At 54.9% G+C, this 17,258-nt stretch carries 18 protein-coding genes; 13 read left to right on the top strand and 5 right to left on the bottom strand.

Annotated features, from left to right (window positions below; genetic code table 11):
• Positions 1-228 precede the first annotated feature (228 nt).
• A complete protein-coding gene (locus K5905_RS08640; RefSeq protein ID WP_297582554.1) occupies positions 229-1,626 on the bottom strand; it encodes a D-alanyl-D-alanine carboxypeptidase family protein in 1,398 nt (465 codons plus the stop codon).
• A gap of 374 nt (positions 1,627-2,000) precedes the next feature.
• On the opposite strand from K5905_RS08640, the gene K5905_RS08635 reads away from it, so the two are divergent.
• The 13 genes from K5905_RS08635 to acs all read left to right on the top strand — a co-directional run bounded on the left by K5905_RS08635 (position 2,001) and on the right by acs (position 11,877).
• Entirely contained in the window at positions 2,001-2,855 is an 855-nt protein-coding gene (locus tag K5905_RS08635; protein ID WP_297582551.1) for an urease accessory protein UreD, read from the top strand.
• A gap of 15 nt (positions 2,856-2,870) precedes the next feature.
• Entirely contained in the window at positions 2,871-3,173 is a 303-nt protein-coding gene (locus tag K5905_RS08630; protein ID WP_297582548.1) for an urease subunit gamma, read from the top strand.
• A gap of 29 nt (positions 3,174-3,202) precedes the next feature.
• Positions 3,203-3,508, top strand: coding sequence for an urease subunit beta (locus K5905_RS08625; RefSeq protein WP_297582546.1), 306 nt, complete (start codon positions 3,203-3,205; stop codon positions 3,506-3,508).
• Between the two features lie 21 nt (positions 3,509-3,529).
• Entirely contained in the window at positions 3,530-3,922 is a 393-nt protein-coding gene (locus K5905_RS08620) for a lysozyme inhibitor LprI family protein (RefSeq protein WP_297582544.1), read from the top strand.
• Complete coding sequence (locus K5905_RS08615) at positions 3,922-4,335, top strand: lysozyme inhibitor LprI family protein (RefSeq protein ID WP_297582541.1); 414 nt, start codon at positions 3,922-3,924, stop codon at positions 4,333-4,335. The genes K5905_RS08620 and K5905_RS08615 overlap by 1 nt, the downstream gene beginning before the upstream one ends.
• A gap of 34 nt (positions 4,336-4,369) precedes the next feature.
• Complete coding sequence (gene ureC, locus K5905_RS08610; RefSeq protein ID WP_297582539.1) at positions 4,370-6,082, top strand: urease subunit alpha; 1,713 nt, start codon at positions 4,370-4,372, stop codon at positions 6,080-6,082.
• A 33-nt stretch (positions 6,083-6,115) separates the two neighbouring features.
• Positions 6,116-6,721, top strand: a complete 606-nt coding sequence (locus tag K5905_RS08605; protein WP_297582538.1) for a glutathione S-transferase family protein — start codon at positions 6,116-6,118, stop codon at positions 6,719-6,721.
• The gene (locus tag K5905_RS08600; protein WP_297582537.1) at positions 6,718-7,236 is read left to right on the top strand and encodes an urease accessory protein UreE; all 519 of its coding nucleotides are present in this window, start codon (positions 6,718-6,720) and stop codon (positions 7,234-7,236) included. Before K5905_RS08605 ends, K5905_RS08600 begins: the two co-directional genes overlap by 4 nt.
• A complete protein-coding gene (locus tag K5905_RS08595; protein ID WP_297582536.1) occupies positions 7,229-7,942 on the top strand; it encodes an urease accessory protein UreF in 714 nt (237 codons plus the stop codon). The genes K5905_RS08600 and K5905_RS08595 overlap by 8 nt, the downstream gene beginning before the upstream one ends.
• Positions 7,939-8,556, top strand: coding sequence for an urease accessory protein UreG (gene ureG / locus K5905_RS08590; RefSeq protein WP_297582535.1), 618 nt, complete (start codon positions 7,939-7,941; stop codon positions 8,554-8,556). The genes K5905_RS08595 and ureG overlap by 4 nt, the downstream gene beginning before the upstream one ends.
• 20 nt (positions 8,557-8,576) lie before the next feature.
• Complete coding sequence (locus tag K5905_RS08585; RefSeq protein WP_297582534.1) at positions 8,577-9,281, top strand: hypothetical protein; 705 nt, start codon at positions 8,577-8,579, stop codon at positions 9,279-9,281.
• An 80-nt stretch (positions 9,282-9,361) separates the two neighbouring features.
• Entirely contained in the window at positions 9,362-9,760 is a 399-nt protein-coding gene (locus K5905_RS08580) for a DUF1761 domain-containing protein (RefSeq protein ID WP_297582532.1), read from the top strand.
• Positions 9,761-9,939: 179 nt separating this feature from the next.
• Positions 9,940-11,877: an acetate--CoA ligase gene (gene acs, locus K5905_RS08575; protein WP_297582531.1), complete on the top strand. Its 1,938-nt coding sequence runs from the start codon at positions 9,940-9,942 to the stop codon at positions 11,875-11,877.
• 61 nt (positions 11,878-11,938) lie between these two features.
• Here acs and K5905_RS08570 read toward each other — a convergent pair whose 3' ends face one another.
• The 4 genes from K5905_RS08570 to rplS form a co-directional block, all read right to left on the bottom strand.
• Positions 11,939-13,345, bottom strand: coding sequence for a pilus assembly protein TadG-related protein (locus K5905_RS08570; protein WP_297582530.1), 1,407 nt, complete (start codon positions 13,343-13,345; stop codon positions 11,939-11,941).
• Between the two features lie 156 nt (positions 13,346-13,501).
• On the bottom strand, positions 13,502-14,059 hold the full coding sequence (locus K5905_RS08565; RefSeq protein WP_297582529.1) for an HNH endonuclease: 558 nt from the start codon (positions 14,057-14,059) through the stop codon (positions 13,502-13,504).
• Between the two features lie 380 nt (positions 14,060-14,439).
• Positions 14,440-15,852: a 3-isopropylmalate dehydratase large subunit gene (gene leuC / locus K5905_RS08560; RefSeq protein ID WP_297582527.1), complete on the bottom strand. Its 1,413-nt coding sequence runs from the start codon at positions 15,850-15,852 to the stop codon at positions 14,440-14,442.
• Between the two features lie 257 nt (positions 15,853-16,109).
• Positions 16,110-16,586 carry a 50S ribosomal protein L19 gene (rplS, locus tag K5905_RS08555; protein ID WP_297582524.1) on the bottom strand — a complete coding sequence of 159 codons (477 nt, stop codon included), beginning with the start codon at positions 16,584-16,586 and terminating at the stop codon, positions 16,110-16,112.
• Positions 16,587-17,258: the final 672 nt, after the last annotated feature.

The raw sequence follows: 17,258 nt of genomic DNA, 5'->3' as shown, positions 1-17,258 counted from the left end.
ATCGTCGCGGTGGATTTCGGTTCAATCATCATGCGATCTCTCGATCTGTCTGGTGTCGGCATATTCTGTGCCGGAAGAAACCCAACGGGCGTCACTGCTCTTTCTGCAGTTCTTTCGCCACTGTCAGATGAATGCTTACCGCAGTGTTAAGGAGCAGCGTAAATAAAGGGTTAAGCCATTGACGGACGCACCGTCAGAACTCGCTTGAAAAGACGTACCGCCTTAAATTTACTTGCGCGGGCTTGGGGCGGGAACGGGAACGGAAAAATCCAGTCCCTTCCGGAAGATTGACCCAGGAGCAGCCTGCGAAACTTCTGTAGCGGCGCCAGGGCGTACATCGGCCGTCTGCGGGATCGCGCCGGCTGTGCTTCCAACGGCCGGCTTTTGGAGTTTTTCCCGCATTTCAAGTTTCGCTCGCCGCAGGGGATTGGCGACAGGTGCCGGAATGTCATCGGCAGGAATTCCTGCTGTCGCGGATGCGCCGTTTTTGCTTGCAGCAGGCGAACCGGTTGGTTTGCCGAGGCTGACCTGAAGCGGGCGATAGACGACACGGCGAGGACCAAGCGTCCGGTCAAGAATCTTTGCCCAGTCCGGCTTTCCGTTAGCAAGCGTGTATCCGCTTGGGTCCACTTCCTTGTTTTTGGAATTGCCGGCACCAGCAAATGCCAGAAGGCCCCGCGTTTTCTTGTTCTCCATATCGTACTGAGCCATATAGCCTTTTGCGCCCGGGCTCTTGTTACGTCGGCAATAGCCGTCCGCTGGAGGATTTCCCGAAGATCCGGTCAGGCTTGCGATTTTCTGGCCACGGCCTCGTTTCTTGAAGCCCTTGTCGAACAGCTCACGCGCAAAGGCGGTCCGTTCCAGACCGGAACCGGCGCCCAGAATTACGGCAATCAGGGTCCGTCCGCGCCGGGTTGCCGAGGCAGCGACATTGTAACCGGAATTGCAGATATAGCCTGTCTTCATGCCATTCGCCCCGGGCACGCGCAGCAGGAACTCGCGGTTGGCGGACCGAAGGGTCTTTTTACCGAAACGGATTCCCGGGTGATTATAGAAGTTTCCCGATTCGGGAAAATCGCGCCGCAAGGCCATGGCCAGGATGGCCATGTCCCGCGCAGAAGTCACCTGACGATTGTCCGGAAGGCCATGGGGATTGGTGAAACGGGTATGCGTCATGCCAAGGCGTTTTGCCTCTGCATTCATCATCGCGAGGAATTCAGCTTCAGAACCTGCAATTGCTTCACCCAGCGCCACGGCAACATCATTGGCGGACTTGATGAGAATGATTTTCAACGCCGTGTCGACCGTGAATCGGGTTCCAACCTTGAAGCCCATTTTGCTGGGCGGTTCGGATAGGGAATTTTTCGACTGCACCACCGCCGAATTCAAGGTCACGCGCCCTTCTCGAATCGCCTTGAAGGTCACATAGGCCGTCATCATCTTAGTTAGGGATGCCGGATACCATTTGCGGGTTGCGTTTTTCTGGTCAATGACCGCGCCTGTTTTGGCGTCGATCAGAATATATGCCCCTATCTCCGCTTTTGCAGAGTCGGCAGGCAGACTCAGGATCAGAGCGAAAACGGCAAAGAAAATAAATGTCAGGCGGCCAAATGGGCTTGCAGGCACTGGATTCCCTCACTGGTCACACCGCAGAATTAGAACGCGCAGTTTACGCAGAGGTAATTAATTTTCTGCTGCGCCCCTAAAAAACCGGATCGCGTCGCGAAGTACAACCCCTTGGCCGCTTTCCATGACTGCCATTCTTTTATGCAATTGCTGAATTTTTGGTCAAAATCAGACTGCAACAATCTTTATTCACTGAAAAGACTAGAGCTTTTCCCGCGGGCGAGTCGTGTGCCGCACTGATCGGGAAATTGGCCTGGGTCTTGCTAGGATTGCCAAGGGTATCTTCCCCATTGCCTCCCGGATCATCCTGGGACCAAGGTGAAAATTATTCGGCCGCAAGAACGAACAACCACAAACCGGGGAGCGGAACGGACATGTATGATGCTGAAGCGGCATCAGGATTGAGCCCTCATGCAAAGCACATGCAGCGAGTGAAGGGTACTGCACGGATCCGTTTTGCCCTGTCGGCCGGAAAGACAAGGCTCGCAGACCTGTACCAGAATGGATCCGCCAAGATCCGCCTGCCAAAAGTCTACAACGAGCCTGCAACTGCTGTTTTGATCAACACCGCCGGTGGTCTGACCGGAGGTGATGAACTGAGTTACCAGGCCACCGCTGACGAGGGCACACACGCAATCGTGACCAGTCAGGCTGCCGAACGCGCCTACCGGAGCCCCGGAGGCTCGGCAAAAGTAACAGGGCACCTTGCTGTCGGCGCGGGTGCGACCCTGGAATGGTTGCCGCAGGAGACTATTCTTTTCGAGGCATCCGACCTGAAACGCCAGATATATGCAGACCTTGCCGGCGATGCGCGGCTGCTGATGCTGGAATCGATCGTACTCGGTCGCAAGGCTATGGGCGAACAGGTTCAATCCGTCTCCTTCAAAGACAGTTGGCGGATCCGGCGAGACAATAAGCTCGTTTTTGCGGACGACATCCGCTTCCAGGGTGATCCGAGCCGGTTCCTCCACGGACCCGCGACTGCGGGTAAGGGGCAGGTTGTCGCGACATTTGTGGATTGCGCGATCGATGCCGAGGACCGGTTGTCTGTTGCCCGAAGCAGTCTCGACACAGTGCAGACGGAAACAACCCGTGCGGCGGCCAGTACATGGAACGGTTTGCTGGTTGCCAGGCTTGTTTCCACCGACAGCCGCAACTTACGTTCCGCTTTGATGCATTTTTTGACCTGCTACCGCGCAGCAGACCTGCCGCGGGTCTGGCACTGCTAGTTTGGAGAACCTGCCTTGAATCTGACACCACGCGAGAAAGACAAGCTGCTAATTTCAATGGCCGCGATGGTTGCCCGCCGCAGATTGGACCGTGGCGTGAAGTTGAATCATCCCGAAGCCATCGCTTTGATTACTGATTTCGTCGTCGAAGGAGCTCGGGACGGGCGCTCCGTCGCTGACCTGATGGCCGCCGGAGCCAACGTATTGAAGCGCGAGCAGGTCATGGAAGGTATTGCGGAAATGATCCACGATGTTCAGGTGGAAGCCACCTTTCCAGATGGCACCAAACTCGTCACTGTCCACGAACCGATCCGCTGACTTCGCCGCAATCTGCTTAGGAGAGCCACATGATCCCTGGAGAATTTTTCGCCGCCGACGGTGACATCGAGTTGAATGCCGGGATGGAAACGGTAACGTTGGACGTGGCCAACACCGGCGACAGGCCGATTCAGGTCGGCAGCCACTATCACTTCGCCGAAACCAACAAGGCCCTTTCCTTTGATCGGGAAACTGCAAAGGGGATGCGCCTCGACATACCCGCAGGCACGGCGGTCCGTTTCGAACCAGGCCAGACCCGCTCCGTCATACTGGTGCCTTATCGAGGCAATCGCACAGTCTTCGGGTTCAATCAGAAAATCATGGGCCGACTTTAGTTCGGTCATGGGGAGGAAACCATGCAAGCAAGGATTGGTACACTGACCTTGGCAGTCATGGCGCTGCACGTCTTTGGAGCACAGGCTCAAGAAGCACCCCCGGCGGAATGCCTCAACGCCCAGACCCAGACGGATCTGAACATATGTTCCTACAAAGCCTACCAGAATGCCGACAAGGCATTGAACGAAGCTTACAAGGCGGCTGTGAGCGAAGCCACCAGCCTGTGGGGATCACCGGACAAACTACGTGACGCGCAGCGCGCCTGGATCACGTATCGTGACAAAGCCTGCGAAGTCTACAACTATCCGGATGGCGGTTCGATTCAACCTTTGCTGATCAATGAGTGCATGCTCAAGATCACCAAGGATCGGACACACGATCTGAAAACCTTCGCAGCAGGGCTCGGAAACTGATGGAATACCTAACTCCAATCATGGCAATCGCCTGCCTGTTTTTCTTCACTTCATTCGCAAGTGCCCAGGAGAACATTGACTGCGGCTATCCGCTCAACAATTCCGAGCGAACCTATTGCGCGGAAAAGGCGTTGACGGAAGCCAACACCAAGATGGACGCAGCGTTTGAAAAGCTCATGGCCAAGGTCGTCGAAATGGACGACGCACTGCCGGCGCATCTGAAAGGAAGCCCGGCTTCGCTGGAGGAGGCGCAGGCAGCCTGGAAAAACTACCGGGAAAAGGACTGCAGGGCGTATGGCTTTCCCTTCATGGGTGGCACGCGCGGCAATGAGCTTTACCGCAATTGCATGATCATTCTCACCATGCACCGGACTGAAGATCTGGAAGCCACGCTGGAAGACTACGACAACTGACCTGACGCCTGTCTGATCGCCAATTGGAGATAAAATGGCCTATAAAATGCCGCGTGCCGCTTATGCGGACATGTTCGGACCGACGACCGGCGACAAGGTTCGCCTGGCCGACACCGAACTTATCATCGAAGTGGAGAACGACTTCACCACCTATGGGGAGGAGGTCAAGTTCGGCGGTGGCAAGGTCATCCGGGACGGCATGGGCCAATCTCAGGCACCGCGGTCGGCTGGTGCCGTCGACACGGTCATCACCAACGCGCTGATCGTCGATCACTGGGGTATCGTCAAAGCCGATGTCGGCTTGAAGGACGGTCGCATTGCCGGTATCGGCAAAGCCGGCAATCCGGACATTCAGCCTGACGTCGATATCATTATCGGGCCGGGAACCGAAGCAATTGCAGGGGAGGGCAAGATCCTGACTGCCGGCGCCCTGGACGTTCATATTCATTTTATCTGCCCCCAGCAGATAGATGATGCACTGATGTCCGGCGTCACCACCATGCTGGGCGGCGGCACCGGACCTGCCACCGGCACCAACGCGACAACCTGTACACCGGGTCCGTGGCACATCACCCGTATGTTGCAGTCGGCCGACAGTTTTCCGATGAACCTGGCTTTTGCGGGCAAAGGCAACGCCTCCCTTCCTGCTGCCCTTGAGGAGCAGATCCTGGCCGGCGCTTCGGCACTGAAGCTTCATGAAGACTGGGGCACCACACCGGCAGCCATTGACACCTGCCTTTCCGTCGCCGACGAATACGACGTCCAGGTGATGATCCACACCGACACCTTGAACGAATCCGGGTTCGTCGAAAACACCACGGCAGCCTTCAAGGACAGAACCATCCACGCCTTCCACACCGAAGGGGCCGGCGGCGGTCACGCGCCGGATATCATCAAGGTTTGTGGCGAAACGAACGTATTACCGTCTTCTACCAATCCGACACGCCCCTATACGGTCAATACGCTGGAAGAGCATCTCGACATGCTCATGGTCTGTCATCATCTCGACAGCTCCATTCCAGAGGATGTCGCCTTTGCCGAGAGCCGTATTCGCAAGGAGACAATCGCCGCGGAAGACATTCTTCACGACATGGGCGCCTTTTCGATCATCGCCTCCGACAGTCAGGCCATGGGGCGCGTCGGCGAAGTGATCATCCGCACGCTGCAAACCGCTCACAAGATGAAAGTGCAGCGGGGCCGCCTTGCGGACGAGACCGGTGAAAACGACAATTTCCGCGTCAAGCGCTACATGTCAAAGATCACGATCAATCCGGCCATCGCCCACGGACTGGACGAACATATCGGTTCGATCGAAACCGGAAAACTGGCGGACCTGGTCCTCTGGGACCCCAAATTCTTCGGTGTGAAACCGGATATGATCCTGAAGCTCGGCACGATCGCCGCCGCTCCGATGGGCGATCCGAATGCATCGATCCCAACCCCGCAACCTGTGCACTACCGACCGATGTTCGGCGCCTTTGGCAAGGCCATGACCGAGAGCCGGGTGACATTTGTCTCGCAGGCTGCCTTCGACAGCGGCGTCAAGGACAAGTCCGGGCTCGACAGTCTCGTTCTCCCGGTAAGAAATGTACGCAGCGGAATTTCCAAGAAATCCATGGTCTTGAACGATGCGACACCGGACATCGAGGTTCATCCGGAAACCTATGAGGTTCGTGCAAACGGTGAACTCTTGACCTGCGAACCGGCACAGGAGCTGCCGATGGCGCAGCGCTATTTCCTGTTTTAGGTTCCGGCAGATGATCCACGGGAGCGTGCAGACATGTACAAGGTAATTGGTTTTCCGCGGACGCGCTGCATGCGGGTCTTGTGGCTTCTGGAGGAGCTTGGCGAGCCATATGAGCTGACCCCGGCCATGCCGCAATCCGAGCCGGTATTGGCGGTTACACCGGACGGCAAGGTGCCGATCCTTGTGGAGGGTGACACAGCGATCACCGAGTCCGTCGCCATCTGCACCTATCTCGCCGACAAGCATGGCAGTTTCACTTTCCCGTCCGGCACCCTGGATCGTGCTCGACAGGACAGTTTTACCCAATTCGGGGTCGATGTTCTGGAAGGGGCCCTTTGGACGGCGGCAAAAAACACGTTCATCCTGCCGGAAGAAGTCCGGGTTCCTGCGATCAAGGAGGTCTGCAAGCTGGAGTTCAGTCGAGGCCTGAAAACCCTGGAACGACGTCTTGGTGATGGTCCCTATGTGATGGGAGATACTTTCACGATTGCCGACATAGTCATTGGCCATTGCTCTGGCTGGGCCATTGCCGCCAAGTTCGATATTCCCGGAGACGGGCCGGTCTACGACTATTTCAAGCGCCTTCGGGAACGGCCTGGTTTCAAGGCCATGAAAACAAGGGTCGACGCCACCTCATGATCCGAATATCCAAAATCCATCCGAGCGGACAATGGAATGTGGAACCGAGCGACCGGATTATCCTCGACCGGGAAGACCGGCATCGCCGCCGAGCGGTTCTCACAGGCGAAAACGGCCTGACCTTCCTGCTGGACGAACCGAGTGCGGTTCACTTGCGTCACGGTGACGGTCTGGAGCTCGAGGACGGGCGCATCGTTGAAGTCCTGGCAGAACCGGAAGAGTTGGTGGAGATTGCTGCAAAGGACACTGCACATCTTGTAAAAATCGCCTGGCATCTGGGCAATCGGCATCTGCCAACACAGCTGATGGGAATGACAGTGAGGATCCGCAGGGACCATGTGATTGAAGACATGGTCACCAGGCTTGGGGGGCAGCTAACACCCGTTTCGGCACCCTTCGATCCCGAAGGTGGCGCATATGGACACGGACAGACTCACGGACATGATCACGGGGATGGACACCACCACGGACATGGCCACGAACGGGGCCACGAACGGGGCCACGGGCGTGACTGATACCGTCACTTCGTCCGCGCTCTATCGACTGCTGGCATTCCTTTCTCCCGCCTTTCCAATCGGTGCCTTTACCTACAGCCACGGGCTGGAACAGGTGATCGATCAGGGCGGCATAAGCAATGCTGCCGATCTGGAAAACTGGCTGGCCGATATCCTGCAATTTGGCGCCGGTCGCAGCGACGCAATTCTTTTGAAGGAAACCTACCGGGAAGCACTTGCAGGCAATGCTGATACTGTTCAGGAACTGCGAGAACTCGGACTTGCATTGCAGCCGTCAAAGGAGCGCCACCTGGAAACAAGCGCGCAAGGCACGGCCTTCATTGAAGCGATTACAAATAGCTGGAAGCCGGACACACTGTCCAAAGCCGGTAGGCTGTTTGATCGCGTTGCCGAGGCCGATCAGGACCCGTGGCCTTACCCGGTTGCATTGGGATTGGTTTCAGCTGCCCATGACATACCCGAAGAAGCGGTCCTGACGTCCTTTCTCCACGCGTTCGCGGCGAACATCATTTCTGTTGCGGTACGAGCTGTTCCGCTTGGGCAAAGTGACGGCCAGAAAGTTCTGGCCGCCTTGGAACCGATGATTTTTGAAGTATCAAGCCGCGCAAGAGAGGCCGGGCTGGATGATCTCGGTACGTCCACCTTTCTTGCAGACATTGCCTCCATGGCACATGAAACCCAGTATTCGAGGTTGTTCCGCTCATGAGTTCCCTTAACGGCCCTTTACGCGTCGGGATCGGTGGCCCGGTCGGCTCGGGCAAAACCACATTGACAGATCGACTGTGCAAAGCCATGCGGGAAACGTATTCGCTCGGCGTTATCACCAACGACATCTACACCAGCGAGGATGCCGAAGCACTGATGCGCTCCCAGGCCCTCACCAGCGACCGGATCCGAGGTGTGGAGACCGGCGGCTGTCCTCACACGGCCATCCGGGAGGATGCGTCCATTAACCTGGCTGCCGTGCAGGACCTCACGCGTTCCATACCGGACCTGGACCTGATCCTGATAGAATCGGGTGGTGACAATCTGGCGGCGACCTTTTCACCTGAGCTTGCCGATCTGACGCTCTATGTCATTGACGTGGCAGCAGGAGAGGAAATTCCGCGAAAAGGCGGCCCGGGCATCACCCGGTCCGACCTTTTGATCATCAACAAAACGGATCTTGCACCCCATGTTGGTGCCAATCTGGATGTGATGGACCGGGATGCAAGGAAAATGCGTAAGGACAGGCCCTTTGTCTTTGCAAACACAAAGGCAGGTGACGGTGTGAATTCCGTGGTAGAGTTCATTATCGAAAGAGGCGGGTTGACCTCATAGACGGACATTGCTGAGACTTCATGATTGCCGGGAAACAAGACGCCTGCACACACAACAATGCGCTCTGGTGCGACGAAATGTTGAAGTCTGCGGGAGCTGAAACGCGATTCCACTCAAGTTTCTGGTATGCCGACGGCAAATCACTCCCCCTTTATCCGAATATCGTCACGCTTTCGCCAAGACCGGCTGCGGACCTGGACCGTGCACTCAAAGCATTGCCGAGAGGTTCTGCGGTCAAGGACAGTTTCGATACCCTGGACCTTAGCCAATATGGATACCGCAAGCTGTTTTCCGGCGTTTGGCTGTTCAGACCTGAACAGGCCAACCGCAAACCTCACTTATCTTCAGATTGGCTGAAGGTAACCCATGCCGAGGGACTGAACAAATGGCTGGCCGCCTGGAATACAGATGAAGAACTTCATCCTTTGTTTGCCCCCGAATTGCTGGACAATAAGGCAATCGACTTTGCGGCCATCCAGAAAGACGGAGAACTCAAGGCCGGTGCCATTTTCAACGCCGGCCCGAAATTGAACGGCGCCGACGTCATCGGACTTTCCAATGTCTTTTGCCGCAAGAATTGGCTTTACAGCGCCCTCCACGCATTGCTGGAACCCTTTGCACATAAACCTGTCTGCACCTACGAGACCGACAGGGAAGTGCTGCCGGTCTACCGTCAGCTCGGCTTTGAAGATTGCGGTCCACTCAGCGTCTGGCTGAAAGATTGATACATCCGGTCGCTCACCTGGCTTGATCTTTCCGGCAAATCCTTCCAACTTGGCTGTCAAAATTGCGGAGGGGCAATCTCATGATGTTTGATGGTGTGAATCTGATCGCGGTTGTCGCTGCAGCCGTCGGAGCCTTCATATTCGGATCGATCTGGTACGGGGTTCTGGGCAAGGCCTGGATGAAGGCCGCAAGTTTGACCGAAGAACAAACCAGACCGGATCCGGTAACTCTTGGACTGACTTTTGTCTGCCAATTGGTCATGGCCTTCGTATTTGCCGGAATTATCTATCATGCAGGTGGCACCAGCATACGCACGGGTGTGATTTCCGCGCTTATGATCTGGGTCGGTATCGTTCTGACCACCCAGATTATCAATCACCGTTTTCAGGGACGCCCCTGGAGCCTGACTTTTATCGATTGCGGTCACTGGCTCGGTGTGCTTCTTGTGCAGGGAATAGTCATTGGCTGGTTCGGCTGACGCAAACGTAACACCTTGCGAATTCACGAACATTAGACCAAGGACTCGGCGACTAAAGGACTAAAGTTTGGTTCTGGACGCTGGGTAAGGCCATCCTCATAATGGCCTTCGGCAAATTGGGGCAGCGGTGAAGGGAAACGCCTTCCGCATGCCTGAGTGTGGTTTCTGGGAGGTTCTCAATGTCTGACTCTGTTTTCCCCGTTCCCGCGGAGGTTGCCGCGCGGGCACATGTCGACAACGCCAAATATCTGGAGATGTATCAGCGCTCAGTTGACGATCCGGACGGCTTCTGGGGCGAGCATGGTAAGCGGGTTGACTGGATCAAGCCTTATACGAAGGTGAAAAACACCTCGTATGACTACCACAATGTCTCCATCAAATGGTTCGAGGACGGTACGCTGAATGTCTCGGCAAACTGCGTGGACCGGCACCTGGAAAAACGCGGCGATCAGCCGGCGATTATCTGGGAAGGGGACGATCCGGGCGAACACAAGACCATCACTTACCGGCAATTGAGCCAGGAAGTGAACAAGTTCGCCAACGTCCTTCTTGACCAGGGTGTCAAGAAGGGTGACAGGGTCACGATCTATATGCCGATGATCCCGGAAGCAGCCTACGCAATGCTTGCTTGCGCACGCATCGGCGCGGTTCATTCCATCGTTTTTGGCGGCTTTTCGCCGGACAGCCTCGCCCAGCGCATTGAAGGCTGCAAGTCGGATTGTATCGTTACAGCCGACGAAGGCCTGCGTGGTGGCCGCAAGGTTCCCCTGAAAGCCAATGTCGACAAGGCAGTTGAAAAAGCACCGGTCAAGAGCGTGATTGTCGTCAAGCGAACCGGTGGTGACATTTCCATGCAGGACGGACGTGACGTCTGGTACCACGATGTGGCCTCACGAGTGTCGGATCAGTGTGAGCCTGCCGAAATGAACGCGGAAGATCCGTTGTTCATTCTCTATACTTCAGGTTCAACGGGCCAGCCGAAGGGTGTCTTGCATACCACCGGCGGTTATCTGGTCTATGCCTCCATGACCCATGAATATGTCTTCGATTACCATGAAGGCGACGTTTACTGGTGTACGGCGGATGTCGGCTGGGTGACCGGCCACAGCTATATCGTTTACGGCCCGCTCGCAAATGGTGCGACGACCCTGATGTTCGAAGGCGTTCCGACTTATCCGGGACCCGGTCGGTTCTGGGAAGTTTGCGACAAGCATGACGTCAATATCTTCTACACGGCACCGACGGCAATCCGGGCGCTGATGGGGGCCGGCGATGAACATGTCACCAAGACCTCACGCAAATCCTTGCGCCTGCTGGGTTCGGTTGGCGAACCGATCAATCCGGAAGCATGGACCTGGTACTACAATGTTGTCGGCGAAGGCCGCTGTCCAATTGTCGACACCTGGTGGCAAACGGAAACCGGTGGCATTCTGATCACACCTTTGCCCGGCGCCACGGACCTGAAGCCTGGCTCCGCCACACGACCCTTCTTCGGTGTTCAGCCTGCTGTGGTCGACGCGGAAGGCAAATTCCTGGAAGGAGCAACCGAAGGGAACCTTGTCATAAAGGACAGCTGGCCCGGTCAGATGCGTACCGTCTATGGCGATCACGAACGCTTCGTCCAGACCTATTTCGCCACCTACAAGGGTCTTTACTTCACCGGTGACGGCTGCCGCCGTGACGAAGACGGCTATTACTGGATCACAGGGCGTGTCGATGACGTCATCAACGTCTCCGGCCACCGCATGGGCACGGCGGAAGTGGAAAGCGCCCTGGTTGCCCATCCGAAAGTGTCCGAAGCCGCTGTGGTCGGTTACCCGCATGATATCAAGGGGCAGGGCATCTATGCCTATGTCACGCTGATGGAGAGCGAGGAGCCGACGGACGAGCTGAAAAAGGAACTGGTCAAGCACGTGCGGGCAGAGATCGGCCCGATTGCCTCACCGGACCTGATCCAGTTTGCCCCGGGCCTGCCGAAGACCCGTTCCGGCAAGATCATGCGCCGCATCCTGCGCAAGATCGCCGAGGACAGCTTTGAAAACCTCGGTGACACATCAACCCTGGCGGACCCGACAGTCGTCGACGATCTGATTGACAACCGGCAGAACCGGGACTGAAAGAACTGACATCAACAAAAAAGGCCCGACAATCGTCGGGCCTTTTCTCTTGTTTGCAAACCTACTTCGATAAGTGAATTTTCTGAATTTTCTTGGCGATATTTGAAAATGCCAGGATCAAAGCATCCGATGAAGTTGCCATGTAGTAGGAGTCTTCATCGGTCGCACAGGATTCCATATTTCTCGCTCCAGCGGATGACGAGTCTGTACCTACATACACACCGTAAACTGTAATACCTGAGTCTTTCATTGCCTCACAAAGCTCGCGTGACCTGGTCGAAGAAACATTGTCGTAAGACTCATCATCGTCTTCAATTTCGCACCATCCTTCGCAAGTGTAGGTTCCATAGTACCAACTTCCATGCGACCTATACCAGCCGGTCACTTCTTGATCGTAGTCGTAGTATCTGTTGTTATCTCCGTCAGTCATGACGACCGCAAATTTCAGAACCAACTCATTTGTGTAAGGTTCGGGCTGAGAATCGCTCGGCCACAGATTATTCCAGTTTGGGGAAAGCGTGTACCATCCCCATGCAGTTCCGGTTTGACTGGCAGTGCCGCCTGTTGGATTAAGATTTTCGATGGCAGTGAGCAATACGTCGCGATCATTTGTTAGAGGCTGTAGCTCGGATGCAGATGAACAACTGTTTGATCCACCACCAAAATAGGTATCTTCAACCAAATCTGCATCTGAAGGCGTGTAGTTGTAAGGGTCGTCCGTAAATTGCGCTTCACCGATCCGTTCACTCGCGCAATTTCTGGAACCGGTGTTTCCATTTGTCACTGTCTCTGCATAGCTGCTCAAGTTCACTCCCTGGCTATAAGGAACCAGAGAAATTCGGACTTTACTATCGTCCGCATCAACGTCTTCCGGTAGCAAGATATCGATGATCGCGTCACTCGCGTCTTTCAACGCATCAATTCTTTTGGTGCTGGTAGACCCAAGTGACCAGGCCATCGACCCAGTAACGTCAACAACAAGCGCCAGCTCAACATCAAATCGGGAATAACTGACCTGCGCGCTCGTTCCGAATGAAAACAAATCCGGACCAATATCCTTGATCTGATACCCGCCCATACCAATGAAATAGTTGGCAAGGGTTGCCTCGGACGTCACATTGACGGTGCCAGCATTAGAATCGATCGTGTAGTCCAGATTTTCGATCGCCTCGTCCAAAAATCCTTCACCATCGAGATTAGCCTTGAAGGAGTCGGATAGAATATCCTTGATCTCGTCGTCTGTCAGAACACCTGTGGACAGCTTGGTCGCCAACGCAAGTCCGGCAGCATCAAGCGCGTAGGAGAGCTTCTCGCGAGCTGAGATTGTGCGTGAGATATCAATCGCCGCACCGGCGATTACTATCATCAGAGTTAGCATGATCCCGAAGATCGGCAGGATGGATGCCGCGCTTTCGCTGGCAAGACGCCGGAACAGTTTTCTGCAACGATTTAACTGGTTTTTGCTCATGACCGCCTCATCACGTTATGAGACAGCTACTACAGAAAAGTGCCTAAAGCCTTAAATGAACTCTGCAGAAAGTATTAATCACCCGTTAACCCGCTGCGGGAGAAACGAAGGTGAAATCAATTCCGAAGACCGCAAGAACACAGACCTGAATGGGGGTTATGGTTCCAGTTCGGTGTCCCAATAGAGAAAATCCAACCAGCTATCATGCAGATAGTTCGGCGGGAAACCACGTCCGTTATTGTGCAGATCCTGAATGGTAGGCTGAAACGGCATGTGCATCGGCCACATGTTCAGCTGTTTGCAGGACTTGTTGGATTTGCGCAGGTTGCACGGAGAGCAGGCAGTAATGACATTGTCCCAGGTGGTGAGGCCACCTTTTGAGCGCGGGATGAGGTGGTCAAATGTCAATTCGTCTTTCGAGCCGCAATACTGACACTGAAATCTGTCGCGAAGAAATACGTTAAATCGGGTGAAGGCAGGATATCGGCTTGGCTTTACAAAGGTCTTGAGCGAGACAACGCTGGGCAATCGGAATTCGAAGCTCGGACTTCGGACCGCCGCATCATATTCAGCAACGATATTCACCCGATCCAGAAACACGGCCTTTACGGTGTCCTGCCACGACCACAAAGACAAAGGGTAGTAACTCAAAGGCCGGTAATCCGCATTGAGCACCAACACCGGATGGGTTCCCGGCGAAACCGCTATTGTCACCTTCCGCTCCTTACACCCAGGGCAACCTGCGTTCAGATGAGACGCCCTAACATCTTAAGTCCGATCAATCGCCCACGTCATGCGCCCATACGTGAAAGCAAATTGATCCTGTCGGATTGTCCGTTATCCAGTCAATCGGACAGCGGAACATGTCCTTTTGTGACGAGAGTATTGTAGTGCCGAGGTGACAGTCTTGTGAAGCCCGGCAAATTCAATTCTGATCACAGTTGTTGATGGGCGGTTTCTGAAAAGGTTTTTAACCTAAATCTCTGAATTATTTAGGCAAAACGGAAGTCATCTGCGTCACGGTCGCGGATTTGCGCTCCTCACAAAAAAGGGCGCCCGCAGGCGCCCTTCGAATTAACCGGCTGTTGAGCGAATCAATTTGTCGTCCATTCGCGGATGTCGACAAAGTGTCCGGCTATTGCCGCGGCCGCCGCCATGGCGGGAGAAACCAGATGCGTCCGCCCCTTATGACCCTGACGGCCTTCAAAGTTACGGTTCGACGTCGATGCACAACGCTCGCCCGGCTTCAGCTTGTCTGCGTTCATGGCCAGACACATTGAACATCCCGGTTCACGCCACTCGAACCCGGCCTCCTTGAAGATGAGGTCGAGACCTTCTTCTTCAGCCTGTTCCTTCACGAGGCCCGACCCTGGAACCACCATGGCGCTGACATGCGAAGCAACCTTGTGATTTCCGATCACGGCGGCAGCCGCACGCAAGTCCTCGATCCGGCCATTGGTGCAGGAGCCGATAAAGGCACGGTCAATCTTGATATCCGTGATCTTCGTGCCCGGTTCAAGACCCATATAATCCAGCGCACGTTTCTTGGAATCGCGCCGGTTTTCGTCGTCGATTTCGTTCGGGTCCGGCACAACGCCTTCCACTGACACAACATCTTCCGGCGAAGATCCCCAGGAGACGATCGGCGGTAGATTGGCAGCGTCCAGTTCAACGACCTTGTCAAAGTAAGCGTCTGCATCCGAATGCAACGTCTTCCAATAGGCAAGCGCCATATCCCAGGCTTCACCTTTCGGTGCCTTGGGCCGGCCATTGATATATTCGAATGTGGTTTCATCCGGCGCGATCAGACCCGCGCGCGCGCCAGCCTCGATGGACATGTTACAGACAGTCATCCGGCCTTCCATAGAAAGCGAACGAATTGCGTCGCCGGCGTATTCAATCACATAGCCAGTGCCACCTGCTGTACCGATCTTCCCGATAATTGCCAGGACGATGTCTTTCGCGGTGACACCCTCAGGCACTTCGCCATTGACCTTGACCAGCATGTTCTTGGCTTTTTTCTGGATCAGTGTCTGGGTAGCAAGCACATGCTCCACTTCCGACGTGCCGATACCATGTGCCAGAGATCCGAACGCACCATGGGTAGATGTATGGCTGTCCCCGCAAACAATGGTCATGCCGGGAAGAGTGAACCCCTGTTCAGGACCGACAATGTGAACGACACCCTGACGCAGATCCAGTTCGGAATAATACTCGACACCGAACTCGGCAGCATTCTTGGCCAGTGTTTCCACCTGCAACGCGGATTCCGGATCATCGATACCGTGACGGCGGTCAGTCGTCGGAACATTGTGATCGACAACGGCAAGCGTTTTTTCCGGCTGGCGTACCTTGCGTCCGTGCATGCGCAGACCTTCAAATGCCTGCGGGCTGGTCACCTCATGCACGAGGTGCCGGTCAATATAGAGCAGACCGGTTCCATCCGGCTGCATGTCGACCGCGTGGTCGTCCCAGATCTTGTCGTAAAGCGTCCGTGCCTTCGCCATGGCTGTCTCCTCGTTCCGACCGGTACCACGTCGCATGCGCTGTCTTGCGCCGGATACCTGCATCCCTCATCTGCATGTTCTTGAACCGCAGAAATGCTTTTCCCATAATTCTGGCTAGTGAATGACCCAGCTCCGCCTCAAGGTCAAGCATTGCAAGTTGAGCTGAATTCAACTGAGATTGACCGCCAGAGGCTGACATTCAAAAAAGGCGGCCAGATTGGACCGCCTTTTCGAAAAAATCTTTCGGTAAAACCGACTTATTCAGCTGCGCTCTCTGCCGCTGCAGCTTCTGCTTCAGCCTTTTTGGCTTCGGCCTTTGCAACCTTGGCTGCCGCTGCAACCGAGCGAGCTTCTTCGTTGAGGCGCTTGGAGCGGGCATTGGTGTTTTCAACGATACGCGCGGACTTACCACGACGGTCGCGCAGGTAGTAGAGCTTCGCGCGACGAACTTTACCGCGGCGGACGACCTCAACACCTTCCAGCATCGGAGAATAGATCGGGAAGACACGCTCAACGCCTTCGCCATAAGAAATCTTGCGAACCGTAAAGCTCTCGTTGATGCCACCGCCGGAACGGGCGATGCAAACACCTTCATAAGCCTGGGTACGGGTACGGTTACCTTCGGTGACCTTCACGTTGACGCGAACTGTATCACCTGGAGAAAATTCAGGAAGCTTGCGCTGCTCTTCAATCTTCGCCATTTCCTCAGCATTAAGCTGCTCGATAATGTTCATGGCATATTTCCCTTTTCATTTTCAAAGCGGTCAGAGCGTCCTCCGCGAGGCTGAGAACGAATTCACCAACTCTGGGCCATGCTGTCTATCCACCGGGATCTAAAGGGTTTTCAAGCCCCATTGGGGAACCTATCCTGGAACCGGCCCATGAATATGGACGCAATTCCACCCAGCTTCCGCGGGCGTATACAGCAATTTCCGGCAAATGTCATGCAGTTTTTGTCAGGTCTGGCGGTCAATCCATATGCCCGCAATCAAGGGCCAAAAACCCGGTCTCTCGCAAGTCTGCCCAAGCCGACACAAAAGCAGCGGCATTTCTGCCGCTGCTGATGATAAATATGACCTAAACTAAAGCTTTGTAAAACGATCTAAATGACGCAAGGTACAATAAGGATCGTCTTTTCAATATCTTCACTCATAGCATCTATTTTGAAATTCGAATTAGTGCAATTGCACTAGGAATACAACTTTTGTTAGATTTTATGTTGATTGCTTCCGCATGAAGTCCTTTGAGGGTCAACACACAGTGAGAAACCAGGCCGACTTACTTAACAAGCTCTATACGGCTGCGCTGCTGGACGGTGGCCTGTCTGGAGTTTTGGCCGATCTGGCAGTCATCTATCCGGATCTGCCGCTCACTTATCAGGCTCAATGTGTTTACGAGACCCGGGT

Origin of the sequence: Roseibium sp. (assembly GCF_025698965.1) — a bacterium.
Taxonomy (GTDB): Bacteria; Pseudomonadota; Alphaproteobacteria; order Rhizobiales; family Stappiaceae; genus Roseibium.
The sequence above is the reverse complement of the archived record's forward strand: the minus strand, read 5'-3'. Positions and strand labels throughout refer to the sequence as shown.